Origin of the sequence: Rhodococcus sp. NPDC060084 (assembly GCF_042730335.1) — a bacterium.
GTDB lineage: Bacteria > Actinomycetota > Actinomycetes > Mycobacteriales > Mycobacteriaceae > Rhodococcus.
The window spans coordinates 112,812-136,023 of the sequence record NZ_JBHWWX010000007.1 but is presented as its reverse complement, the minus strand read 5'-3'; the positions used below and the strand labels follow the sequence as shown (position 1 = coordinate 136,023).

Annotated in this window: 23 protein-coding genes; 13 read left to right on the top strand and 10 right to left on the bottom strand. The window is 67.6% G+C overall.

Translation table 11 applies throughout. From position 1 onward, the window contains the following. Window positions 1–14 precede the first annotated feature (14 nt). Entirely contained in the window at window positions 15–2,321 is a 2,307-nt protein-coding gene (locus tag ACFWBU_RS06565) for a bifunctional (p)ppGpp synthetase/guanosine-3',5'-bis(diphosphate) 3'-pyrophosphohydrolase (protein WP_169621751.1), read from the top strand. A gap of 9 nt (window positions 2,322–2,330) precedes the next feature. Here the strand turns inward: ACFWBU_RS06565 and ACFWBU_RS06560 are convergent, their stop codons facing one another. After that, a complete protein-coding gene (locus ACFWBU_RS06560; protein WP_296549496.1) occupies window positions 2,331–3,128 on the bottom strand; it encodes a peptidylprolyl isomerase in 798 nt (265 codons plus the stop codon). A gap of 152 nt (window positions 3,129–3,280) precedes the next feature. Between ACFWBU_RS06560 and ACFWBU_RS06555 the strand changes: the two genes are divergently transcribed. Continuing rightward, on the top strand, window positions 3,281–3,841 hold the full coding sequence (locus tag ACFWBU_RS06555; RefSeq protein WP_296549495.1) for a dihydrofolate reductase family protein: 561 nt from the start codon (window positions 3,281–3,283) through the stop codon (window positions 3,839–3,841). A gap of 76 nt (window positions 3,842–3,917) precedes the next feature. Here the strand turns inward: ACFWBU_RS06555 and ACFWBU_RS06550 are convergent, their stop codons facing one another. Together ACFWBU_RS06550 and ACFWBU_RS06545 are read right to left on the bottom strand one after the other, a co-directional pair. After that, entirely contained in the window at window positions 3,918–4,703 is a 786-nt protein-coding gene (locus tag ACFWBU_RS06550; RefSeq protein ID WP_169621753.1) for a peptidylprolyl isomerase, read from the bottom strand. Further along, window positions 4,703–5,587: a peptidylprolyl isomerase gene (locus tag ACFWBU_RS06545; RefSeq protein ID WP_378527831.1), complete on the bottom strand. Its 885-nt coding sequence runs from the start codon at window positions 5,585–5,587 to the stop codon at window positions 4,703–4,705. The genes ACFWBU_RS06550 and ACFWBU_RS06545 overlap by 1 nt, the downstream gene beginning before the upstream one ends. Window positions 5,588–5,736: 149 nt before the next feature. On the opposite strand from ACFWBU_RS06545, the gene ACFWBU_RS06540 reads away from it, so the two are divergent. From ACFWBU_RS06540 to ACFWBU_RS06530, 3 genes are read left to right on the top strand one after another with little or no spacing between them, the layout of a single operon-like run. After that, window positions 5,737–6,420, top strand: coding sequence for an MBL fold metallo-hydrolase (locus ACFWBU_RS06540; RefSeq protein ID WP_346765177.1), 684 nt, complete (start codon window positions 5,737–5,739; stop codon window positions 6,418–6,420). 52 nt (window positions 6,421–6,472) lie between these two features. Next, window positions 6,473–7,747 (top strand): histidine--tRNA ligase, encoded by a 1,275-nt coding sequence (hisS, locus tag ACFWBU_RS06535; protein ID WP_296549494.1) that lies wholly within the window; start codon window positions 6,473–6,475, stop codon window positions 7,745–7,747. Continuing rightward, on the top strand, window positions 7,734–8,408 hold the full coding sequence (locus ACFWBU_RS06530; protein ID WP_378527830.1) for a hypothetical protein: 675 nt from the start codon (window positions 7,734–7,736) through the stop codon (window positions 8,406–8,408). Before hisS ends, ACFWBU_RS06530 begins: the two co-directional genes overlap by 14 nt. Before the next feature lie 48 nt (window positions 8,409–8,456). On the opposite strand, the gene ACFWBU_RS06525 is transcribed toward ACFWBU_RS06530, so the two are convergent. The 4 genes from ACFWBU_RS06525 to ACFWBU_RS06510 form a co-directional block, all read right to left on the bottom strand. After that, complete coding sequence (locus ACFWBU_RS06525; protein WP_378527829.1) at window positions 8,457–11,036, bottom strand: glutamate--cysteine ligase; 2,580 nt, start codon at window positions 11,034–11,036, stop codon at window positions 8,457–8,459. Window positions 11,037–11,118: 82 nt separating this feature from the next. Continuing rightward, on the bottom strand, window positions 11,119–12,351 hold the full coding sequence (locus tag ACFWBU_RS06520; RefSeq protein ID WP_378527828.1) for a hypothetical protein: 1,233 nt from the start codon (window positions 12,349–12,351) through the stop codon (window positions 11,119–11,121). Further along, the gene (locus tag ACFWBU_RS06515) at window positions 12,348–12,683 is read right to left on the bottom strand and encodes a type VII secretion target (protein WP_169621757.1); all 336 of its coding nucleotides are present in this window, start codon (window positions 12,681–12,683) and stop codon (window positions 12,348–12,350) included. The genes ACFWBU_RS06520 and ACFWBU_RS06515 overlap by 4 nt, the downstream gene beginning before the upstream one ends. Window positions 12,684–12,805: 122 nt before the next feature. Continuing rightward, window positions 12,806–14,116, bottom strand: a complete 1,311-nt coding sequence (locus tag ACFWBU_RS06510; RefSeq protein WP_378527827.1) for a lactate 2-monooxygenase — start codon at window positions 14,114–14,116, stop codon at window positions 12,806–12,808. A 201-nt stretch (window positions 14,117–14,317) separates the two neighbouring features. Here ACFWBU_RS06510 and ACFWBU_RS06505 point away from each other — a divergent pair, with 201 nt between their 5' ends. The 4 genes from ACFWBU_RS06505 (at window position 14,318) to ACFWBU_RS06490 (ending at window position 17,216) form a co-directional block, all read left to right on the top strand. Continuing rightward, window positions 14,318–14,740, top strand: a complete 423-nt coding sequence (locus ACFWBU_RS06505; protein WP_378527826.1) for a hypothetical protein — start codon at window positions 14,318–14,320, stop codon at window positions 14,738–14,740. 70 nt (window positions 14,741–14,810) lie between these two features. Then, entirely contained in the window at window positions 14,811–15,842 is a 1,032-nt protein-coding gene (locus ACFWBU_RS06500; RefSeq protein WP_169652179.1) for an Rv2578c family radical SAM protein, read from the top strand. Window positions 15,843–16,063: 221 nt separating this feature from the next. Then, window positions 16,064–16,438: a VOC family protein gene (locus ACFWBU_RS06495; RefSeq protein WP_169621760.1), complete on the top strand. Its 375-nt coding sequence runs from the start codon at window positions 16,064–16,066 to the stop codon at window positions 16,436–16,438. Between the two features lie 49 nt (window positions 16,439–16,487). Continuing rightward, window positions 16,488–17,216, top strand: a complete 729-nt coding sequence (locus ACFWBU_RS06490) for a GNAT family N-acetyltransferase (RefSeq protein WP_169652177.1) — start codon at window positions 16,488–16,490, stop codon at window positions 17,214–17,216. A gap of 15 nt (window positions 17,217–17,231) precedes the next feature. Here ACFWBU_RS06490 and ACFWBU_RS06485 read toward each other — a convergent pair whose 3' ends face one another. Both ACFWBU_RS06485 and ACFWBU_RS06480 read right to left on the bottom strand, forming a co-directional pair. Next, window positions 17,232–17,672 carry a thioesterase family protein gene (locus ACFWBU_RS06485; RefSeq protein ID WP_169621762.1) on the bottom strand — a complete coding sequence of 147 codons (441 nt, stop codon included), beginning with the start codon at window positions 17,670–17,672 and terminating at the stop codon, window positions 17,232–17,234. 67 nt (window positions 17,673–17,739) lie between these two features. Next, a complete protein-coding gene (locus ACFWBU_RS06480; protein WP_169621763.1) occupies window positions 17,740–18,207 on the bottom strand; it encodes a MarR family winged helix-turn-helix transcriptional regulator in 468 nt (155 codons plus the stop codon). Window positions 18,208–18,319: 112 nt separating this feature from the next. Here ACFWBU_RS06480 and ACFWBU_RS06475 point away from each other — a divergent pair, with 112 nt between their 5' ends. From ACFWBU_RS06475 to ACFWBU_RS06460, 4 genes are all read left to right on the top strand, one after another. Further along, window positions 18,320–18,826, top strand: coding sequence for a VOC family protein (locus ACFWBU_RS06475; RefSeq protein WP_169652176.1), 507 nt, complete (start codon window positions 18,320–18,322; stop codon window positions 18,824–18,826). A 55-nt stretch (window positions 18,827–18,881) separates the two neighbouring features. Then, entirely contained in the window at window positions 18,882–19,910 is a 1,029-nt protein-coding gene (locus ACFWBU_RS06470; protein WP_378527825.1) for a pirin family protein, read from the top strand. Then, window positions 19,907–20,701 (top strand): pirin-like bicupin family protein, encoded by a 795-nt coding sequence (locus tag ACFWBU_RS06465; RefSeq protein WP_169652174.1) that lies wholly within the window; start codon window positions 19,907–19,909, stop codon window positions 20,699–20,701. The genes ACFWBU_RS06470 and ACFWBU_RS06465 overlap by 4 nt, the downstream gene beginning before the upstream one ends. Before the next feature lie 93 nt (window positions 20,702–20,794). Further along, complete coding sequence (locus ACFWBU_RS06460; RefSeq protein ID WP_378527824.1) at window positions 20,795–22,672, top strand: SEC-C metal-binding domain-containing protein; 1,878 nt, start codon at window positions 20,795–20,797, stop codon at window positions 22,670–22,672. Between the two features lie 65 nt (window positions 22,673–22,737). Here the strand turns inward: ACFWBU_RS06460 and ACFWBU_RS06455 are convergent, their stop codons facing one another. Then, complete coding sequence (locus ACFWBU_RS06455; RefSeq protein ID WP_169621768.1) at window positions 22,738–23,016, bottom strand: hypothetical protein; 279 nt, start codon at window positions 23,014–23,016, stop codon at window positions 22,738–22,740. Window positions 23,017–23,212: the final 196 nt, after the last annotated feature.

The window sequence follows — 23,212 nt, the reverse complement described above, 5'->3', positions numbered from 1 at the left end:
GATGGGAGAGTGGCATGACCCAGAATCTTGATCGGTCCCAAGGCTCCGGACCGACGCCGACCCCGGCGTCGACGTCCGCATCCCGCCGTGTGCGCGCCCGGTTGGCGCGCCGCATCACGGGCCAGCGCGGTACCACCTTGAAGCCGGTTCTCGAACCGCTCGTCACGATCCATCGCGAGTTGTATCCGAAGGCCGACCTGTCGCAGCTGCAGCACGCCTACGACGTAGCGGAAGAACGCCACGCCGATCAGAAGCGCAAGTCCGGCGACCCGTACATCACCCATCCCCTCGCGGTCTCGACGATTCTCGCCGAACTGGGCATGGACACCACCACTCTCGTGGCGGCACTGCTGCACGACACCGTGGAGGACACCGGCTACAAGCTCGAAGACCTCACCGCCGATTTCGGTGAGGAGGTCGCACACCTCGTCGACGGTGTGACCAAGCTCGACAAAGTGGTGCTCGGTAACGCCGCCGAGGGCGAGACCATCCGGAAGATGATCATCGCGATGGCCCGGGACCCCCGGGTACTCGTGATCAAGGTCGCCGACCGGTTGCACAACATGCGCACGATGCGGTTCCTGCCGCCAGAGAAGCAGGCGCGCAAGGCGCGGGAGACGCTCGAGGTCATCGCACCTCTCGCACACCGGCTCGGCATGGCGACCGTCAAGTGGGAACTCGAGGATCTGTCGTTCGCGATCCTGCACCCGAAGAAGTACGAGGAGATCGTTCGCCTCGTCGCGACGCGTGCGCCCTCTCGTGACACCTATCTGGCGAAGGTCCGGGCGGAGATCAATCAGACGCTCGCGGCATCGCGTATCGATGCGGTTGTCGAGGGACGCCCCAAGCACTACTGGTCGATCTATCAGAAGATGATCGTCAAGGGCCGCGACTTCGACGACATCCACGACCTGGTCGGTGTGCGGATCCTGTGCGACGAGATACGCGACTGCTACGCCGCGGTCGGTGTCGTGCATTCGCTGTGGCAGCCCATGGCCGGACGGTTCAAGGACTACATCGCGCAGCCGCGTTACGGGGTGTACCAATCGCTGCACACCACCGTGATCGGGCCCGAGGGCAAGCCGCTCGAGGTGCAGATCCGCACGCACGAGATGCACCGCACCGCGGAGTTCGGCATCGCCGCGCACTGGCGGTACAAGGAGACCAAGGGACGCCACTCGGGCGACGTCGGCGAACTCGACGACATGGCCTGGATGCGGCAGTTGCTCGACTGGCAGCGGGAAGCCGCGGACCCGGGCGAGTTCCTCGAGTCGTTGCGGTACGACCTGGCCGTCAAGGAAATCTTCGTCTTCACCCCGAAGGGTGATGTGATCACCCTTCCGTCCGGTTCGACGCCCGTCGACTTCGCGTATGCCGTGCATACCGAGGTGGGGCATCGCTGCATCGGGGCACGTGTCAACGGCCGTCTCGTCGCGCTGGAGCGCAAACTCGAGAACGGTGAGGTCGTCGAGGTGTTCACCTCGAAGGATCCGAACGCCGGCCCGAGCCGCGACTGGCAGTCGTTCGTGGTCTCGCCGCGTGCGAAGGCGAAGATCCGCCAGTGGTTCGCGAAGGAACGGCGCGAAGAGGCGCTCGAGTCCGGTAAGGACGCGATCGGGAAGGAAGTCCGTCGCGTCGGTCTGCCGTTGCAGCGTCTGATGAACGCCGACCTGATGCTCGGTGTCGCCCGGGAACTGAAGTACTCCGACGTCTCGGCCCTCTACACCGCGGTGGGCGAGCACCACGTCTCGGCACACCATGTCGTGCAGCGCCTCGTCGCACTGCTCGGCGGTGTCGGAGGGGTGGAGGAGGAACTGGCCGAGAGGTCGACGCCGTCCACCATCCCCACCCGGTCGCGGCAGAGCGGCGACTCGGGCGTGCTGGTGCCGGGTGCACCGGGCACCGTCTCGAAGCTCGCGAAGTGCTGTACCCCGGTGCCGGGCGACGAGATCATGGGGTTCGTGACCCGCACCGGTGCGGTGAGCGTGCATCGCACCGACTGCACCAATGCCGGTTCGCTGCGTGAGCAGTCCGAGCGGATCATCGACGTCGAATGGGCGCCCTCGCCGTCGTCGGTGTTCCTCGTGGCGATCCAGATCGAGGCACTCGACCGGCACCGGCTGTTGTCGGATGTGACGAAGGCTCTCGCCGACGAGAAGGTCAATATCCTGTCCGCCTCGGTGACCACGACCGGTGATCGAGTTGCGGTGAGCCGCTTCACGTTCGAAATGGGCGATCCCAAGCACCTCGGCCACGTGCTGAACGTGGTCCGCAACGTCGAGGGTGTGTACGACGTGTACCGGGTCACCTCTGCGTCCTGACGGGCAGGGTTATCGCACCGCCTCGATGGTCACGGGCGTGATCGGCGTGCCGCCGCCGAGTGGATTGGTGCCGTCGTTGCCGGATGCCGCAGCCGCGTCCAGCACCGGCAGCCCCGCATCGGCGACACGTCCGAACACGGGGTAGTTCGGACGCAGCAGCGAGTCGCCGAGAAGCAGGAAGAACTGGCTTCCGTTGGTGTGGGCCACGCCCGTGTTGGCCATCGCCACGGTGCCACGCGGGTACACGACGGCTGCGGGCCGGTGCGGCTGTCCGTCGTAGGCCGGCACCGGATACTCGTCTGCGAAGGTGTATCCGGGGCCGCCCGTGCCGGTCCCGGTCGGGTCACCGCATTGGTAGAGGTGACTGCCCGGATCGTTGGACAGCCGGTGGCACGACGTTCCGGTGTAGAAACCGCGCTCCGCGAGACCCACGAAATTGTTGACGGCGCACGGCGCGAGGGAGCGGTCGAGGACGAGGGGAACCGGCCCGGCCGACGTGTCCAAGGTCAGATTCACGACGCCGGAGGTGGGTGCGGTCGACGGCGGGTGGGCAACGGTGCCTTCTCCCCGGTCGACGTAGGTGCACGAGACCGTCGCCGCGGCGGGACGCGGTACAGCGGGCAGTGCGGGGTAGATGGACATGTCACGGGGTGGCGCGCCACGCGTGCTCGATTCCCCGGCGGCGAGGACCGGGGCCGTCTTGCCTTCGTCACTGCTACAACCGGTTGCGAGAACCGGTACCGCGGCGACGAATACCGCGAGAACGAGACGTACCAGGTGCGTACGCACAGAAGTGTCGAAGGTCACAATTCGGGGAGCGTAGCCTACGCGGTGACGAACGGATAGGGACCCGATGTCGTCCCACCGGATGACATGCCCTCGTACGAGCGATCCTCGATGAGTTCGTTTCCCGGCCGGGGTCGGTACGGGTACAGAACCGGACTGCCCCAGGAGGCGCGATGCGCACACTCGCGATAACCCAGAACATCACCCTCGACGGATCCATCGAGATCCTGGACGACTGGTTCTCCCCGCCCACGGAGGTCGAGGACGCCGATGAGGACCTCCTCGCGGAGACCCGTGCGCAGTCCGGGCAATCCGACACGATGCTGCTCGGCAGGCGGACGTTCGAAGACTTCCGTAGCTACTGGCCGCTGCAGCGCGACGATCCGACCGGGGTGGCCGAATACCTCGACGATGTGGACAAGTACGTGGTGTCGTCGACCCTTCGCGATCCCGGATGGCAGAACGCCACGATTCTCGGGGGAGACCCGATCGAACAGGTCCGCACACTGAAGGCCGGTCCCGGCCTGGACATCGTGACCACCGGAAGCATCACGTTGTGCCACAGCCTCATCGAGGCGGGCCTGGTCGACGAGTACCGGCTGTTCGTGTACCCCGTGGTGCAGGGCCGCGGTCGTCGGCTGTTTCCCGACGGGTACACGACGGCCGGGCTGCGTCTCCTGGATGCGCGGAGATTCCGTGGAGGAGTGGCGCTCACGCGGTACGAGGCGCCATGAGAGTGCCCAGAGACGACGCCGGCCGTCCGTCCCGGCATACGGGCGGACGACCGGCGGTCGTGAGAACGGGTGGGAATCAGCCCTCGACGGTCACCGATTCGATCTGTACCCCGCGGTTCGGCGCGCCGCCGCCGGCGGCCATCGAGCCGTCATCACCTTCGGCCGCGACTTCTTCGATCACGGCGAGTCCGGCGTCGTCCACGGTGCCGAACACGGTGTAGGACGGCGGAAGCTGCGAATCCGCGTACACGAGGAAGAACTGGCTGCCGTTGCTGCCCGGCCGTCCCGTGTTCGCCATCGCGACGGTGCCGCGCGGGTAGATCACGGGCTGCCGAAGCTGCGCGTCACCCTGCTGGTAGAGGTTCTCCGGGTACTCGGTGTCGAACCCGTATCCGGGTCCTCCGGTCCCGGTGCCGCTCGGGTCTCCGCACTGCAGGACCTGCAGACCGGGAGAGGTCACCAGCCGGTGGCACGGCGTGTCGTCGAAGTAGCCCTGCTCGGCGAGCGAGACGAAGCTGTTGACCGTGCACGGTGCTTCCGCCCGGTCGAGTTCCAGCCCGATCGGCCCCACGCTGGTGGTGAGGGACACGCCGACGGTGCCGTCGGCGGGTACGTCCGTTGCGGCCGGAGCGCTCACGTCACGAGCAGGGTCGCCGGACGGGGTGTAGGTGCACGACACCGGGTCTCCGCCCGCGGGACGCTCGGGCAGCGCGCCCGTGTACTCGGGTGACTGCGCCGCACCGTTTGCCGTCGCCGATCCGGACGGGGAGGCGGCGGTGTCGTCACCCCCGTCGTCCGAACATCCGGTGAGGATCAATGCGAGCCCAGCGCCGACGGCGAGGGTGGTACGGAATCGAATCATCAGTCCATCCTGACCGAGGTGAGTGTCGTCGCTGCCCCGGGGGCACCGTCGGCGGCCCCACCGGAGACGCCCGCCTCGGCAATTTTGTCGAGAGTGGTCAGTCCGGTCTCGTCGATCGTGCCGAACACCGTGTACAGCGGGGGCAGCAGCGAATCCCCGTACACCAGGAAGAACTGGCTGCCGTTGCTACCCGGCTGGCCCGTGTTCGCCATCGCGACCGTTCCGCGCGGGTAGACCACCGGCTCCTGCGACGCGGGGTCGTCGGCCGCGTACTGGTCGGTGGGGAATTCGTTCGCGAAGCCGTAGCCGGGTCCGCCGGTACCGGTGCCCGTCGGGTCGCCGCACTGCAGTACCCGCAGGGAAGGCGACGTGGTGAGGCGATGGCAGGTCGTGTCGTCGAAATATCCCTGGCTCGCGAGGGACAGGAAGTTGTTGACCGTGCACGGGGAGTCGCTGTTGTGCAGGATCAGCCCGATGTTGCCCTGGGTGGTCTCCACGCTCACGCTGATATCGGTGTTGTTCTCACCGGTGGTCATGATGCCTTCGGTGCGCGGCGCCTCGACCGGCTTCGCCGGTTCGCTCCCGTCGGCCGGGTACTCGCAGTTCACGGTCTCCGGCAGCGGTTCGGAGCGGCCCGCGGGCAGTGCCGGATACTCGCTGTCGGTCTCGGCCGTCGTCTCGGCCGCGGACGCATCCGTGGCCGTGTCGTCCTCACTCCCGGTGATCGACCAGAGGGCCGCGGCGGCAGCGACGACCACGACGACGCCGAGCGCCGACAGCGCGATGGTCATGCGTCGGCGCCTGCGCTCGCGTTCGGCCCTGTGCTCGAGCTGCCGTTCGAGTTTGCGTTTCGCGGCGTTGCGCCGCTGTGCGTTGCTCGGCACTGCAGTTGTCCTCCCGTGAACCGATCGATGGTGTGCCCGCGCTCTCGGGCCGAGTCGAGTTTGCCACCCCAACCTGAGAGCGAAAGGACGGGGCGCTGCGCCTACTCTGTAGGGGACCGCGAATGCCCACACTCGTAGGAGCGATGCCCGTGCTCGTGACCGGATTCCCTGCCGGGATGTTCCAGACCAACTGCTACATCCTCGCGCAGGACAACGCGAAGGAGTGCGTCGTCGTCGATCCCGGACAGGATGCCGCCGAGCCGTTGGGCGAATTCCTCATCGGCTCCGATCTCGCGCCGCGCGCCGTGTTGCTCACGCACGGCCATCTCGATCACATGTGGTCGGCTCAGGCTGTCGCGGACCGGTACGAGATCCCCGTCTACATCCATCCCGGCGACCGGATGATGCTCACCGACCCGCTGCAGGGCATGGGGTCGAGCCTCGCGCCCTTCCTCGACGGCGTCGAGTTCGCCGAGCCGCAGGAAGTGGTCGAGTTCGCCGACGGCGACGAGATCGAGCACGCAGGCATCGAGTTCGTGGTGGACCACACGCCCGGCCACACCCAGGGCTCGGTGGTGCTCCGCACCCGCACCAGCACCCCGGACGGTGCGGGCCTGCAGGTAGCCCTCACCGGCGACACCCTGTTCCAGGGCTCGATCGGCCGTACCGATCTGCCCGGTGGCAATCACGAACAGCTCCTGGACTCGATCGCGCGCAAGCTGCTCGTCCTCGACGACTCCACCGCGATCCTGCCCGGACACGGCGGGTCCAGCACTATCGGCCAGGAGCGTACGTCGAACCAGTTCCTGGTCGGGCTCCCGCAGTCCCGCTGACGGCTTCGCGCTGCCGGCACCATCGAACCGCCCACGAGAGAAAGCAGTACCAGTGAGCAAGGCCTCTACGTTCTCGGCGCCCAAGGGTGTGCCCGATTACGTTCCCTCGCAGTCCGCGGAATTCGTCGCCGTGCGCGACGGCTTGACCCGAGCTGCGCGACTCGCCGGTTACGGGCACATCGAGTTGCCGATCTTCGAGGACACCGGCCTGTTCGCGCGGGGGGTCGGTGAGTCGACCGACGTCGTCTCCAAGGAGATGTACACCTTCGCCGACCGCGGTGACCGCTCCGTTACGCTGCGTCCGGAAGGTACTGCGGGCGTGATGCGTGCGGTCATCGAGCACGGCCTCGACCGCGGGCAACTGCCCGTCAAGCTGTCGTACGCGGGTCCGTTCTTCCGGTACGAACGGCCGCAGGCAGGCCGCTACCGTCAGCTCCAGCAGGTGGGCGTCGAGGCGATCGGTGTGGACGATCCGGCGCTCGACGCCGAGGTCATCGCGATCGCCGACGCCGGATTCCGGAGCCTCGGTCTCGAGGGATTCCGGCTCGAGATCACCTCGCTCGGCGACCAGACCTGCCGTCCCCGGTACCGGGACCTGCTGCAGGAGTTCCTCCTCGGCCTTCCTCTCGACGAGGACACCCGACGGCGCGCCGAGATCAACCCGCTGCGGGTACTCGACGACAAGCGTCCCGACGTGAAAGCGATGACCGCGGACGCTCCGCTGATGCTCGATCACCTCTCCGACAGTGCGAAGGCGCATTTCGACGAGGTACTCGGTCATCTCGACGCGCTCGGCGTCCCGTACGTGGTCAACCCGCGGATGGTGCGCGGACTGGACTACTACACGAAGACGACGTTCGAATTCGTGCACGACGGCCTCGGCGCCCAGTCGGGCATCGGTGGCGGTGGACGGTACGACGGACTGATGGAACAACTCGGCGGGCAAGCGTTGTCGGGCATCGGGTTCGGGCTGGGTGTCGACCGCACGATCCTCGCCCTCGCAGCCGAGGGCAAGACGGCCGGAAACCCGGCGCGCTGCGAGGTGTACGGGGTGCCGATGGGCGATGCGGCCAAGGCTGCACTCGTCCCGGTCGCACATCGCTTGCGCGCGGCCGGGATCCGCGTCGACCTCGCGTACGGCGGACGCGGCGTCAAGGGTGCGATGAAGGCGGCGGACAAGTCCGGCGCCGTGGTCGCGCTGGTCCTCGGCGAGCGGGAACTCGAAGCGGGGGAGATCGTCGTCAAGGATCTCCGCAACGGTGAACAGCAGACCGTGCCGCTCGCCGATGTCGTCGCACGCGTGGGGCAGGTCGTTGCCGGCGGATGACGGGCGTGACGGCTCGGCCGCGAGAGGCCGGGGCGGTTCGCCCGCAGCGGTGTCTCTCGACCTGATCCCTGCCCGCTTGCTGCGGCCACGTGTTCGGAAGGTCGCGCTGGCCGCACTGGGGATCGGACTCGTCGCAGGTGTACTCGTGTACCTCATCGCCCCGTTGTGGGCCGCGATCGTGGTGGGCGTGCTGGTGGTGGCCCCGCCGACGATCGGTGCGTTCGCCGCAACCCACCGCCATCTGCGGATCGACGGGACGGTCGTCACCGTCTCGGGAGTGCTCCGTTCCCGGAGTGTGGATCTACGGCAGCTCGCGGGGGTGGAACTGCTCGTCCGGGTCGCACGCGTGTCCCAGGTGGTGCTGCGGGTCAACGACGGCAACCACGGCCTGGTGACGATTCCTCTGGCGCTCTACGCCGGCGAGGGAGCGCGCGAACTCGACGTGCTCGCGCTGCGCACCCTCGCCAATGCGCTCGCCGCGAGCGAACTCGCACCGGCAGCGGCGATCTCGTCGGTTCTGGTGGAACAGCTCCGCGCCGAGGCACGCGACGCCGGCCTCGTCGAACGGCCGCTCTACCGGGCGATCGTGCTCGCCCGGGACGCGGGGCGGGTTCCTCAGACCACCCTGACCGATCACGAAGTGGCCTCGCTCATCGAGTGAAGCAGGGCCGGGGTTGTACGTGTCGCGGGTGCGCGTCGTTGCGCGGTCTCAGGCGTCGAGAATCCAGGTGTCCTTGGTTCCACCGACCCGCGACCTGTCGACGACCGCGCTCCCGATCGGCGCGACGCGCGTGAGCAGCGCCGGTGCGACTTCGGCGGACACCGAGGACCCGGACGCGACGAGGTGCACGAACGCACGGAGATCGACCGCACGGGGATGCACCGTCTCGCCGTCGAACGTCGGATGTGTCGACGACGGCACCATTTCGTGGGCCACGAACCGTTCCGGAAACGACATCACCTCGTGGCGGCGGAGGTCGAGTTCGGCGGCACCGGCCTCCGGACCGATCATGATCTCCGCGTCGTCGCTGCTGTCGACGGGTTCGACCACCAGTTCGCCGAGGTGGGCGAGAACATGGTCGCGGTGCGCACGGTCCGCACACGCCCATGTGGACACCTGGTCGAGCAGCGGACGCTGTCCCAGGTAGTACTCGATCATCGCGGGCACGTAGCCGAAGACGGACTTGTCCTCGGCCACGCCGCTGCCGAGCGCGTTGGCCAGCGTGAGGGTCCCGCCGCGCATCGCCGCGAGCAGTCCCGGTCCCAGCGGACGCCCGTCGTAGCCGGCCGACGACAGCAACCTGTCCTCGTCGATCCGTGCGTACAGCACATCCACCCGCGTGAAGGACGGCCCGCGCTGGATGTAGGTGACGTCGTCGCGCACGACCAGTTCGTCGGTCTGGACGAGCTCGATTCCCGCGAGATCGGCGATCATCGTGTGTTCGAACCAGCTGGGGTCCTGCGCTCCCGCGCTCAGGACGGCAACGGTGACGTCGCCGCGCGCTGCCGGGGGCGCAGCGTCCCGCAGCGTTCGTGCGATCTGCGCGGGAACCGTCTCGACGTCGACGACGCCGGTCGCCGGCCACAGATCGCCCAGGAAACGCCGCGTCATCGCACGGTGTGCCAGCGCATGTCCCGTACCCGACGGACTGCGGAGGTGGTCCCCGAGCACAACGAAGCGGCCCGGTCCTGTGCAGGCGAGGTCCACGGCGGAAATGTGTGCGCGCACCGCGCGTCCCTGCGACACCTTTCCGGTACTGCGGTAACCGCGTGCGAGATCGAGAACCTCCGGTGGCAGCACGCCCGCCGCGACGATCTCCCCGCGCCCGTAGATGTCGACGAGGAAGCTGTTCAAGGCTCTCGCGCGCTGCTCGAGCGCGCGTTGAAGGTGCTGCCACACTTCGGCGGTGACGATCCGGGGCACCACGTCCATGGGGAACGGCTGGGGGCCTCCGGCACCGCGCGCACGGAAGGTGAACTTCTCCGCGCGCTGCGTATGTCCGATGTCCTCCTGCACCTTCTGCAGCGCCGCAGCGCCGAACCGCGACAAGGCCTCGACCGTGCGCAGGTAGACGGCTCGCGGCGCACCGTCGGCGTCGATCGCTTCGTCGTACGGCGTATCGCCACCGGAAGACCGGTACCCGTGGAACAAGGTGCGGGGAGGGCGCGTCGCGGCCCCGGCCGACGAGGGGCAGCCGGCGGTTTCCGCGAGCAGATGATCAATGACATCGGTCAGTTTTCCTCTGCGGCGCAACACTCTTCGCTGCCGGGCGGCCGAACTTCCGCGCGTGGCGGCGTCCGATGCGAGCTGCGACACCAGGTCCCAGTCGCCGTTCTCTTCGAGTTGCGGCCGCACTGTGTCGACGAACCGCGTGAGAATGTCGACGGCGGGGCGGGGGAGTGACACGTCGAGATCGATGAGGTCGCCCTCCATGCCGCTTCGCGCTGCTCGCCACATCGCCGCCCGTACGAGCGTCGGCGACGGGACCGGGTTCGCGTCTCCCGCTCGCACCGCCGCGACTTCCCGGTCGACGAGGGCGCGGTAGAGACCGGTGACGAGCGTGATGGTGTCCACGGACGGGCAACTGTCGCACACGCGCAGTTCGAGGGTGGGCAGATGCGAGGAGGGGCGCACATCGAAATAGACCATTCCTGGATCGGTGATGACCCCACTCGACACCAGGTCTGCGACCAGTCGGTCGTACTCGGCGGCAGACGACACCGGCGCCGCGGGCCCGGAGGTGGGCCATCGGATCCACATCAGCGGCCGGACGCTCGAGTACCCGGTGTCCGAACCGTCCGGCCAGAACGGTGAGCTCGCGCTCAGCGCGAGGAACAGCGGAAGATGAGGCGTCACCCGGTGTGCCACCCGGATCGCTTCGTCGCGGTCGAAGATCTCGACGTGAACCTGGGTTCCGCAGATCAACTGTTCATGTGCGAGCAGTTGGTAGTCCGTGAGCATGCGGCGGAACCGGGGAGTCTCGGTCACCCGGATCTCCTCCCGCACAGCCAGCGGGACCGATCCCGCTGCGACCACGCCCAGCCCCATCGTCGCCGCGGTGGAGACGAGGAACGCGCGCTTGGCCTGCAGGTCGGCTCGTAACGCGGCGAGGCGGGTATGGACGGCGCTGTTGGCTTCCACGACACACCGCTGCATCTCCGCGACGTAACTCGCGTCGGACAGACGGGCGAGCAGTGCGGGTGCGCGCGGAACGAGACGTCGCGTCCTCACGTCGATGAGCTGAAATTCCTCTTCGACGCCGATCTGCCTCGGATGCACATCGACCACTCTCACGACGGTACGCGAGAGGACCTCGGTCCCGGCCGTCCTTCGGAACCGCAGGTTCGGGCCTGATTGTGTGGGCTGCCGGCTACCAGGTGTGGTCGCCACCGATGACCGCCGGGGTTACCAGCGGCAAGTCGCCCACCACGTCGGTGCTCGTTGCGGCGGCGACGAGGAAACCGGGCGTGGTGCGGTGTTCGCCGTCGTCCTGACGCGCGCCCGCGGTCGACGGGAGGGCCCCGGCCATCGACCCACGTCCCGTCGTTCCCGCGATACCCGCCGCACCGCCTCCGCCCGCTGTGCCCGGTGCCATCGCCGCGCCCGGCACAGCCGGGGGGAGGGAGACGGGGTTCGACCCGGCGGCCCCGTAACCCGCGCCCGGCGCCGCAAAGGCGGACGACATACCTCCGCTCGCAGTGGCGCTCGGCACGGTATTCGGGAGGGTGTGCCCTGCGGGAACTGTCGGTGCGTATGCGGAGGGGGTGGTGGAGGCATCGCCACCCGGCGCTGCGGAGCCGGCGAGGGTGGAGACCGTTCCGGTGACCGTCGAGACGGTGTCGGTCGCGAGTCCGGAAAGCGCCCGCGGGTCGGTGAGCGCCGTCGCCACCGGCGCGGGCACCGGGATGGGCGTGGTCAGCGCAGTCATCGCCCCGGTGTGTACCGCGAGCTCACCTCGGGTTCGAGCGACGACGGCGAGTGCGGCGTGCAGGTGTTCGATTGCCGAGGCGATCAGTGCCGCTTGACCGGGCGGCGTGATCGCCACCGGGGCAGCCGCAACCGCGATCGACACGAAAGAGCTTGCAATACCGGTCAACTCGATGTTTCCCCGCTCGACACTTGCGGTCGCCGCGCGCGTCACGGCGCCGATCCGGTCGCCGCGGTCGGCGAGTTCGACGCTCGCCTGCCGGGCACGGAGGCTGTGATCGGCGGCAGAATCTGCGGTCGAGCCCTCCCACGATTCGGGAAGAGCGTGAAGTGCGCTGCGTCCCAGCGCCGTCGCGTTCTCGAGGAGCCGTGACCCCTGCTGCAGCACGGCCGAGGGATCGAGTGCCTCGACGACTCCGGTGCCGAAGAGCGAGCCGAGTTCGGTGAGTGGCCGCAGGAACTCGTGGAGATCGGGTAGGACCGGAACCGGAAGCGACTGCAGCAGTTCCGTGATCGCATTCGCGTCGGGCAACGGGGGAAGCTCCCCCGGCGGCGGCGGTGTGGGGCACGTGAGCGCCGGGAGCGGCGCGTCGAGCACCGGTCCGACGGGAGATGCACGGAGTGCGTCGAGAACGGTCGGCGCCGGCGGAAGAGCGGTGTGCACGGCCTGGTTCACAGTGCCCCCGTTGCCTGCGACAGTGCTGTTGCGGTGGTGACATCGGCGCTCTCGTACCCGGCTGCGGCCTCGTGCGCCGCGATCCCGCAGGAGCCGTACGCGAGAGCGAGTTGCCCGACGGCGCGGGTGTGCTCGGACTGCGCTGCGCCGAAGACGCCGAGGAACTCGGCGCCGATCAACCCCAACGCCGGGCTGAGCGACGCGATGTTCGCGTGCAGATCGATCGCCCCGGCGTGCGCGACACTCTCGGCCGCGTGCAGATTCGTGGTACCGAATGCCCTGATTCCCTCTGGCACCACCCGGATTCCGGCACCGGGAAACAAACCGCTCATCGAACCCCCCTCGAAGATCAGTGTGCCGAGCACTGTAGCTCGAGGCACCTGCGTCGGCGAGGTGACAGCCGGCGGTCGGCGGCCGTGCGCATCCCGATCGGTGTGTCCTCGGCCGCGGACCGTCAGAACGACGGATTGGGGCGAACGAACCGCTCGTCGATGTCGGGGATCGACCGGGCCCCGGCGAGCGCCATGGTGAGATCGAACTCGGCGATCACGTTGCGGATCACTTCTTCGACCCCGCGCTGTCCCGCGACGGCCAATCCGTACATGTAGGGCCGGCCGAGCAGCACGGCGTCCGCACCGAGCGCGAGCGCGACGAACACATCGGATCCGCTTCGAATACCGCTGTCGAGCAACAGAGTAGGTTCACGCCCGATCGCGGCCCGGATCTCGGGAAGCGCGTCGAGCGACGCGATGGACCCGTCGATCTGGCGCCCGCCGTGGTTCGACACCACGATCGCGTCGACACCCAGATCGACGGCGCGGCGGGCATCGTCGGGGTGCAGAATTCCTTTGAGCACGATCGGCAGGCTCGTCCGGTCGCGGAGGGTAGCGAGGTGCTCCCAGCTCGAGCCCGGATTCGAGTAGATGTCGAGGAAGGTTTCCGCGGCTGCGCGGGGCATCGGGGAGCGAAGGTTGTCGAGAAACCTGCCCGGATAGTTGCGGGTCATCGACATCAGCGTGCGGACCGCTCCCGCTGTGATGTCCGGCCGTTCCGTGACGAAGTCCCGCGCTGCGGCCACCCGCTGCCGGACGATGTCGAGGAAGCGCGGATCCGAGGTGTACTGGGCGATGCCTTCGCCCCGCGCGAACGGCAGCGAACCGAGATTCAGATCCTGGGGACGCCATCCCAGCATCGTGGTGTCCAGCGTGACGACGACGGCTTCGGCACCGCTCGCCTCCGCCCGACGGAGCAGGCTGTCGACGAGGTCCTCGTCCGAACTCCAGTAGAGCTGGAACCAGCGGGACGCCGAGCCCATCGCGGCGGCGCAGTCCTCCATCGGGTTACAGCCCTGATTGGAGAAGATGTACGGCACACCGGTCGACGCCGCTGCCCGCGCGATCGACAGGTCGCTGTCGCGGGCCATCAGCGCGCCGGCGCCCACGGGGGCAAGCAACAGCGGCGACGACAACGACGTGCCCGCCACCGTCGTACTCAGGTCACGCTCGGTGACACCGTGTGCCATCCGCGGAACGATCGCCCACCGGTCGAACGCGCGCCGGTTGTTGCGCATCGTGCGCCCCTCGCCGGCGCCGCCGGCGACATACGCCCAGGCCCGCGTCGAGCTGGCGCGCCGCGCGGCGCGTTCGAGATCGCCGAACGCGGTCGGCACTGCGGGCCGGCGCCCCAGCGCCCCGCTGCGGTAGACAACGCCTTGGCGGTCTCGGCCGGGACCGGCGGCGGTCACAGGCACGGTGGTTTCGCTCACGAGTTCCCCTTTGCTCGGGCGCACAAGTGCACCGATCCTTCCGCAGAACGGCGGAACAGGACACTACTACGCCGGGGACTTCCGGTATCGCGGTACAGGACCTGCGACGACCGCCGTCGCGGCAACGAAACCCAGCCGTTCACCGTCGTCGGCGCATATGCTTCGCAGGATCTCTCCGGACTCACCGACCCCAGGAATCCCATGAACCTCTTGCGTGCTCTCGGTGCCTGCACGATCGCACTCGGCATCTCTGCTTCCGCGACGGCGGGGATCGCCTCTGCGGCAGCGACCGTCCCGTTCCAGATCGACCCCGCATCGTTCGGAAACCCGAACGGGAGCTTCGACGTACCGCCGTCCAGGTGCGTGGCCGTGCTCGAGGATCGCCCCGGTATCGTCACCATCTCCGGCGGGAAGCAGGACGGGTGGGGCTGCATCATCGGCTCGGAGGTGACGTGGCTGAACCTGTCGACCGGCGCCTCGGGCACCGCGTGGCTGTCGGACGGGCTGAACGGGTTCCCGCCGAAAACCACTCTGAACACCGGCAGTGGGCAGGTGGTTCTCACACTCCGGTCGACAGTCGGCACGACCACGACCCCAGGTTCTGCCACCTTCTCCGTGCCGTAGGTGATCGGGCGACCCATCTCGTCGTGGATTGCTGATTGACAGGTCATCGCACACATGTTCGACTGTCTGTATGCGGTGGGCGGCTCAGACAGTGGATGCGGACGACGGAGCCCTGCCCGGACTGGATCGGGCGGGTCTCGTACGCAGCGTGCAGACCCCCGAGTTCGAAGGAATCACGTTCCACGAGGTGCTCTGCAAGAGCGCGCTCAACAAGACCCCCGAGGCATCGAAACTGCCCTTCCGGTACACGGTCAACACTTTCCGAGGGTGCAGCCATGCGTGCCGGTACTGTTTCGCCCGGCCCACGCACGAGTATCTCGATCTCGATGCCGGCCACGACTTCGACAGTCAGCTGGTCGTCAAGACCAACGTGGCCGCTGTGCTGCGACGGGAACTCGCGCGCCGGTCGTGGACCCGCGAGCACGTCGCACTCGGCACCAACACCGATCCCTATCAGCGGGCGGAGGGGCGATACCGGCTCATGCCCGGGGTCATTCGTGCCCTCGCCGAATCCGGCACACCCTTCTCGATACTCACCAAGGGCACCCTCCTGCGCCGCGACCTGCCGTTGCTGACACTCGCTGCCCGGCAGGTCGATGTCCGGCTCGCGGTGTCTCTGCCGATCGGCGACCACGACCTGCAGCAGCAGATCGAGCCGGGCACCCCGTCGCCCAGGGCGCGTCTGGACATGATTCGCGCCATCACCGACACCGGGTTGTCGTGTCACGTGATGGTTGCTCCGGTCATCCCGTTCCTCACGGATTCGAGCCGCCACCTCGACGAACTCTTCGCAGCCCTCGCCGCTGCCGGCGCGTCCTCCACGACGGTGATCCCGATGCATCTTCGCGGTGCCACCCGCGGATGGTTCCTGTCGTGGCTCGGGCAGGAACATCCTGCGCTGATGCGGCGTTATCGCGCGCTCTACGGGCGCGGTGCCTACGTGTCTCCGGAATACTCGCGCTGGCTCGACGACCGGGTTGCCCCACTGGTCGAGCGTTACGGACTCGGCGGCCGGAAACTCGAGCATCGGGAGATTCCGCCGGTGTCTTCCGAGCGGGGTAGGGAAGACGCCGGCACGGTCGTCGCGCCGACCCTGTTCTGACTTTCTCCCGGCCGGAAAGCGTTGTCCGCCGGAGCATTGCGGTGTAGCCTCGGGCCGGTGAACACCGGGCCGGCATCATGCCACACACGGATTGGTGATCCGGTGGAGTTCTGATCTCCGCACAGGCGCCGACACGGCGTCGTGACACCACAGTTCGAGGACCGCCTCGCTTTCGTGAGTACCGCAGCCACTACTCCACGAACAGAAAGCGAGGTCTCTTCATGCCGGCTACGTTCAACCACACCATCATTGCGTCGAAGGATCGGAACCGATCGGCCGACTTCTTCCGCGAACTGCTCGAACTCGGGGAAGCCCCGTCCTGGGGTGTGTTCACGAACCTCGTGCTCGACGACGGCGTTCTGCTGCAGTTCGCGGAACCGCCGGTGGACATCCAGATGCAGCACTATGCCTTTCTCGTCGACGACGACCTGTTCGACCGTGCCTACGCGCGACTGACCGCGGGCCGCATCGACCACTGGGCCGATCCGCAGATGACCCGGCCGGGTGAATGCAACTCCGGGCACGGTGGGCGAGGGGTGTATTTTTTCGACCCGTCCGGGCACGCCATCGAGCTGATAACCCGTCCGTATCTGTAACGTCAGGGGAGGATGTCGAGTCGGCGATCTGTCCGAAACGGAGAGTGTGATGACCGAAGCGAATGTGGCGGGTGGGCTCCCGATCAGGATCGTCGATATCGGGGATCTTCCGGCAGACATGCTCGACGAGTTCTACGACGATGTTCTCACGCCGTCGTTTCCGGACGAGGAATTGCTCTCACCCGATGCGCTCGCTGCCGCCCTTGCCGACCCTGCGGGGACGATGTGCGCCTCCGTAGCTGTCAGCGACGACGGATTTGTCGTGGGGGGCGCTGTCGGACAGTGGTTTCCGGAATGCAGAGTGCTCTTGACGGTGTATCTCGCAACGCACCCGGGGCGCCGCGGCGGTGGGATAGGCCGGGCGGTGCTCCGGGCCGTGAGGCAAGAGTGGCTACGGCGATACGATCCGCTGCTCATCCTCGGAGAAGCGGAAGATCCGCGCCATCACCGCGACAGAGGGTTCGGGGATCCGGGCCGGAGGCTCGCGTTCTACGTGAACGAGGGGGCACGCGTGCTCGACGTGCCCTACTTCCAGCCGCGGTTGCGGCCGGAGGACGTGCGGGTGCCGCATCTCCTGCTTTTGGCGTTCGCCATCGACGATCGGTCCCGGCGCGGCGACGGTCTCGATGCCGCGCCGGTCCGGTGCTTCCTGGAGAAGAACCTGCTGGCGAACGAGGGCACGATCGGTGACGATCCCGAGACGTCGGCGCTGAGAAACGCGGTGGAAGGTCCGGTCGTGCAGTGGGCGGACCCGCTCGCCGCACACCACGGGAGTTGAGGCTCGGCAGTCCGTTCAGGCGGGGAGGTCGAGCAGGAACTTGTCGAGGACGGCACGTGCGTCGTCGGTGATCGGGCGCGGGCCGCCACCGAGTGCGGTGCTCACATCGATCGAATCGGCCAGGGCGACGCACCGGCCCTGCTGGAACAGCGCCGAGCCCACCGTGAGCGAGGACGTGCCGACGCGCAGTATCCCTGTCGCGATGACGACCTCGTGGGGATAGAAGACCTCGGAAAGATAGTCGATCTCCACCCGCGCGAGTACTGCACGCTCGAACAGTGGGCTTCCGTGTGCCGGCGCGATCGCTTCCATGATCATGACCCGGGCTTGTTCGAAGTAGCGCGCGATCGAAATGTTGTTGATGTGCCCGAGCGCGTCGGTGTCGCTGAACAGCGTCGTGATCGTTCGCTGGATGGGATAGAGATCGAGCGAGGTGCGGCGCGGGTCGTGGCGCATCGGGGAACCGCCTTCGGGTGTCGAGTCTGTGGCGCTACACAACCTAGCGGCCCGCGGCGACGGGGTGTCAGGCGAGTCGGCGCCGTTCGGCCAGACGAGTGCGCACCTTCGCGAACGCCTCACCCATCACGGCCACCTCCTGCGGATCGAGTACGTCGAACATCGCGGCCCGCACTGTGGCGACGTGCTCCGGACTCGCGTCCGTGAGGGTCGACGAACCCTTGTCCGTCAACTCGGCCCAGGCGCCGCGTTTGTCGGACTCGCATTCCACTCGGCTGACCCACCCGGCTTTCTCCATCCGTGCGATCGCCCGCGTGATTCCGCTGCGGGTGGTCGTGCTCGCCTCCGCGAGATCGCTCATGCGCATGCGCCTGTCGGGTGCTTCGGACAGGAGCACCAGGATTTCGAAGTCGGCGGAGGAGATTCCGGCGTCGCGGAGAAGTTGCTTGTCGAGTTCTTTGAACAGCATGCGAGTGACGTCCAGGTAGGACCGCCACAATGCTTGTTCCTCGTCGTCCAGCCACGTCGTCGCCATATGTGCACTATATCCGAAGTAGTTGACTGTGCAACGAACCGTGTGCGACTCTGGTTGAGCAATCAACTACATCGGTCCGGCGTACGATCGCCGGTGGACGGAGGAGGCCGCGATGACCGACGACCGCACCGGCTCGGCCGACCGGTTCGAGCAGCAGCGCGAGCGGATCCGCGCCCGATATCTGGCGCCCCCGGCTACCCGCCCGGCGTCCTCGGCGCGGGGACTTCACCACACGGCGCTCGTGAGCAGCGATGTGGAACGCACCGTCGAGTTCTATCAGGGGTTGCTCGAGTTTCCGCTCACCGAGGTGATCGAGAACCGCGACTACGCCGGATCCTCGCATTTCTTCTTCGACATCGGAGACCGGAATCTCCTGGCGTTCTTCGACTTTCCCGGCCTCGACCTCGGGCCGTATCGCGAGGTCCTCGGGGGGCTGCACCACGTCGCGATCAGTGTGGAACCCGTGCGATGGAATCGCCTGCGAGACAAGCTGGTCGACGCGGGTGTGGACCTGCTCGAACACAACGAGGTGTCGCTCTACTTCCGGGACCCCGACGGAGCACGACTCGAACTGATCGCCGATCCACTCGGCGAGATGTACGGATCCGACGTGCTCTGACCCGATCCGCTCCCGCGATCCCTACGTCCGTCCCTCGATCGGAGGCACCGAATCCATGAGCAACACAGAGGCAGATCCCACCGAGATCCGGTGTTGCACCGAGGATCGCGCGGTCGGCGCCGCGCGGCACCCACGCGTGGAGATCATCAGCGCGCGCGACGTGCCTCTCGGTGGTCCACGAGCCATGCCCGTGCGCCGCACTCTGCCGCAGCGGCAGCGCTCACTCATCGGCGCATGGTGCTTCGTCGACCACTACGGTCCCGGCGATGTGGCCGCGACCGGCGGCATGGATGTCGCACCCCATCCGCACACCGGCTTGCAGACCGTGTCGTGGCTGTTCACCGGGGAAATAGAGCACCGTGACAGTCACGGTGTGCACGCACTCGTCCGTCCCGGGGAGGTCAATCTCATGACCGGCGGGCACGGCATCTGCCACTCGGAAGTATCGACGGCCGGCACGACCACGCTGCACGGCGTGCAACTGTGGGTGGCGCTGCCGGACGGTGCCCGGGATGCTGCCCGCGACTTCCAGCACTACGTCCCGCCGGCCATCGATCTCGGCGGCGGGAGGGCGCGGGTGTTTCTCGGGACCCTGGCCGGGTCGTCCTCGCCCGTCACCACGTTCACGCCGCTGCTCGGTGCCGAGATCGTCGTCGAACCAGGCGCGAGCGTCACGGTCGAGATCGATCCCGCGTTCGAACACGGACTGCTGGTCGACACCGGAGCTGTCGAGTTGTTCGACACGCGGTTGTCCCGCGGTGTGCTCGGCTATGTCGGAACCGGCGTGTCCTCGCTGTGGGTGGTGAACCCCGGCGACAGCCCCGCGCGCCTGGTGCTGCTGGGCGGAACCCCGTTCGGCGAAGAGATCGTGATGTGGTGGAATTTCGTCGGTCGAGACCACGACGAGATCGCCGCCTTCCGCGAAGAATGGGAACGGGAATCCGACCGCTTCGGCCGGGTGGACGGCTACGCGGGCGAGGTGGCGCGCCTGCCTGCTCCGCAGTTGCCCCACGCTCGTATCCGACCGCGTCGCAACCCGCCGACCGCAGACGCGCACTACCGACCCCGGGAAGAGAACCGATGAGTACCGCAGCCCACGACATCCGGCTCGACGTTCGGCGCGCGGACGAGCGCGACAAGACCACGATCGGGTGGCTCGATTCGCGTCATTCGTTTTCGTTCGGGCACCACTACGATCCCGCCAACACCCACCACGGGGTGCTGATGGTCAACAACGACGACATCGTCTCGGCCGGACAGGGATTCGACACGCATCCGCACCAGGACATGGAGATCGTCACCTGGGTCCTGGAAGGGTCGCTGGTCCACCAGGACTCGGCCGGGCACTCCGGTGTGCTCTACCCGGGCTTGGCTCAGCGGATGAGTGCGGGGACAGGAATCCTCCACTCCGAGAAGAACGATGCGTGGCGTTTCGACGGGGCGAGCGGCATTCACGCCGACCGGCACGACGATCCGGTGCACTTCGTCCAGATGTGGGTGCTGCCCGACGAAGCGGGCATCACTCCCGGTTACGAACAACTCGAGATCGACCACGAACTGCTGTCCGGGGGTCTCGTACCGGTGGCGTCCGGCATGACGAAGTACGCCGACCATTCCGCGATCCGCATCAAGAACAAGTACGCGGCGATGCACGTGTCCCGGGTCCGGCCCGGGCAGCCGATCGGACTGCCGGACGCACCGTACCTGCATGTCTTCGTCGCCCGCGGTGAAGCGGCGCTCGAAGGTGTCGGTCCGCTGGCAGCCGGCGACGCCGTGCGCATCAGCGGTGGGGGAGGGCAGCAGGTGACCACCCGGTCCGGTGCCGAAATCATCGTGTGGGAAATGCACGCGGCCCTCGGCAGCCCCGCAGCATGACCGGGGTGGCGGCTTTCCCGAGTCGCCACGAGACGGGCACACCGCCACAGCAGAGGACGTCGATCGTCCGAGACGGGGCCGTAGGATCGTGTGGTGAACGAACCGTCAACCGACCCTGTCGCCGCTGCCGTCGCGATACTCGACGAACGATGGCCGCTCACCGTCGACGAAATGGCCGCGGCGCTGTCGGATCGTGGTTTCGGCGACGTCTGCACGCTCGAAACAGCCCTCGAACTGGGCGACGCGTTCGACGACCCGCGAATCATGCACTTGAGCGACGGCCGGTTCGTCTTGCCGCGCAACCTGCTCGAGGGACGCATCTGGACGCACCGCCTCACGGCCGGGGAGATCTCGGCAGACGCGATAGAACTGTTCGACGTGATGATCCCGGTCTGCCTGCCGAGCGCGGACCCGGCGATGCGTGTCGTGATGCCGGGCGAGGAATCGTTCGAAGCACGGGGGTTGCCGGGCGTGGCCTGGGCCCGTCTCGGGGTGTTGCTCTTCCCGGAAGGCTTTCTCTCCGACACCACTCTCGGTGACCTGATCGCGGTGACCTGCGTCGGTGGGGAACTCGTCGTCGACCTGTATCCCGACCAGAATGCCGGTCGCGGGAGTCTGGGCGGGTGGCTGGCCGATCGCGCCGCCCGGTTGTCGGACCCTGAGGACGCGCTGTACCCCGACACCGATCTGTTCGTCGCCCTCGCCGACGACAAGGATCTGGCCCGGGACGCGTGCCTGCCCCTGAGCGAGCAACTCGAGGGGGCCGGACTCGTGCGGGACGGATTCCGGCTGGTGCGGTCCGGCACCGTCACTTCGGCACCGACAGGCGGATACCTGGTCGAAGTAGCCACCGACTCCTTCTCCCGTGCCTTCGATCTCGACACGCGGTCCGCACGGGGCGCCATGGCATTCCTCGCCCTTGCGGGATCGCTTGCCGTCGGCAGCGACAGCACCACCACCCTCGACTCGCATTTCGCGGAGCCCGACGACTTCGCGGGTCTCGCCGACGCGCGTGTTGCCCGGGTGTGCGTGGACGAAGCGCTCGGGCGGCTCGGGTTCGATCCGGTGGTGGTGGCCGCGGCCGCCGAACAGGTGCTGCGGCGAGGACCGCGCCGGACGCGTGCGAGTGCCCTCTGGATCGCCGGCCGGGCCGCCCAGGTGGGCGGTGACGTGGACGAGGCCGAACACCGCTACCAGCTCGCCCTGGCAGAGAGCCCGGACTGGGAACCTGCGCTCGAAGACCTCGCCACGATCGCTGCGATGCGAGGTGATGCGGCACGCGGTCTTCGCCTGCTCGAACGGGCCACCGGGGGCACATCCCACGGCATGTATCCGTTCCTTCGTCGTTTCGAGCCGGTCGAACATCCGGAGCTGGGGCGCAACGACAGGTGCTGGTGCGGATCGGGACGCAAGTACAAGGTGTGCCATCTGGGACGATCCGACGCATCACTGAGCGACCGTGCGGTGTGGCTGTATGCGAAGGCGAGCGTGGTCCTCGACGAACCGCGGTGGACCGGAGTGCGTGCGGAACTCGACGTCGCAGCGGGGACACACGTGGGCGAGTCCTCGGTGGATCGGCTCGTCGCCGATGTCGCGCTGTTCGATGCGGGGGCGTTCGACGAGTTCGTCGACAACTGGTCGGCGCTGCTCCCGGTCGACGAAGGTGAGCTCGCACTGCGATGGAGGGGAGCGTCCCTCGACGGGTTCGTGGTCGAGGCAACCGATCCGGGAGAAGGACTCACCGTCCGGAACGTGCGGACCGGCACCGTGTCCGACGTCCGGGACCGCACGGTCTCCGCCGTCCTCGACGGTGCCACGGTCGCGCTCCGGCTCCTGCCGGTGGACTCGGAACTACACAACTACGGCGGCGTGCACGTCGTGCCCGAGCAGCGTCGCGAGTTCGTACTCGATATTCTCGAGCGTCCCGAACCGGCTCCTTCCGATCTCGTCCGGGCCTTGACGTCCGAGTGACAGGACGTCCGAGCGACAGGACGTCCGAGTGACAGGGTCTTCGAGCTACCGAGAGTCGGCGGCAGCTACGTTGCGGAGGCGAACAGATCGCTGACGGCGTCGAGTGCGCTCGCGCACCGGACGTCGTCGGCATGGAGTTTCTGCATGAGTGTTGCCTCGGTGGGCGAGCACACGCCGTCGAGCACGTTCTCGGACACGACGGCACAAGCGATGTGGCCCGGCGTATAGGTCCGGGTCGTCTGCCAGCCTTGTTGAACTGCGATTGCACGCACCGCCGCCCATTGGGATATCTCCGAAGCATCGGGATAACCCACGAACAACAGGCGTCGCTGGGATGTCTGCATGTGTCGAGCCCCTGTCTTGTGCTGTACCTCAGAGTGGTGCGGCCTGGACTGTGATCGAAAAGTGACGTTACGCACACACCGTGTCCACGTGAAAACTATGACAGACACGCAGCCCTACTCGCCGGTACGGCGTGTCGCGCTCGATCGGTGGGGAAAGGCCAGGTGGGGGGGTATCGCGAGAAACCGCGGGGCCACC

Bases quoted from the DNA above. Each gene is read 5' to 3' on its own strand.
- ACFWBU_RS06505 (WP_378527826.1), top strand. From the start codon at position 14,318: ATGAACCTCTTGCGTGCTCTCGGTGCCTGCACGATCGCACTCGGCATC.
- ACFWBU_RS06495 (WP_169621760.1), top strand. From the start codon at position 16,064: ATGCCGGCTACGTTCAACCACACCATCATTGCGTCGAAGGATCGGAAC.
- ACFWBU_RS06470 (WP_378527825.1), top strand. From the start codon at position 18,882: ATGAGCAACACAGAGGCAGATCCCACCGAGATCCGGTGTTGCACCGAG.
- ACFWBU_RS06480 (WP_169621763.1), bottom strand. From the start codon at position 18,207: ATGGCGACGACGTGGCTGGACGACGAGGAACAAGCATTGTGGCGGTCC.
- ACFWBU_RS06500 (WP_169652179.1), top strand. From the start codon at position 14,811: ATGCGGTGGGCGGCTCAGACAGTGGATGCGGACGACGGAGCCCTGCCC.
- ACFWBU_RS06455 (WP_169621768.1), bottom strand. From the start codon at position 23,016: ATGCAGACATCCCAGCGACGCCTGTTGTTCGTGGGTTATCCCGATGCT.
- ACFWBU_RS06565 (WP_169621751.1), top strand. From the start codon at position 15: ATGACCCAGAATCTTGATCGGTCCCAAGGCTCCGGACCGACGCCGACC.
- ACFWBU_RS06550 (WP_169621753.1), bottom strand. From the start codon at position 4,703: ATGATTCGATTCCGTACCACCCTCGCCGTCGGCGCTGGGCTCGCATTG.
- ACFWBU_RS06555 (WP_296549495.1), top strand. From the start codon at position 3,281: ATGCGCACACTCGCGATAACCCAGAACATCACCCTCGACGGATCCATC.
- ACFWBU_RS06515 (WP_169621757.1), bottom strand. From the start codon at position 12,683: ATGAGCGGTTTGTTTCCCGGTGCCGGAATCCGGGTGGTGCCAGAGGGA.
- ACFWBU_RS06485 (WP_169621762.1), bottom strand. From the start codon at position 17,672: ATGCGCCACGACCCGCGCCGCACCTCGCTCGATCTCTATCCCATCCAG.
- ACFWBU_RS06465 (WP_169652174.1), top strand. From the start codon at position 19,907: ATGAGTACCGCAGCCCACGACATCCGGCTCGACGTTCGGCGCGCGGAC.
- ACFWBU_RS06475 (WP_169652176.1), top strand. From the start codon at position 18,320: ATGACCGACGACCGCACCGGCTCGGCCGACCGGTTCGAGCAGCAGCGC.
- ACFWBU_RS06490 (WP_169652177.1), top strand. From the start codon at position 16,488: ATGACCGAAGCGAATGTGGCGGGTGGGCTCCCGATCAGGATCGTCGAT.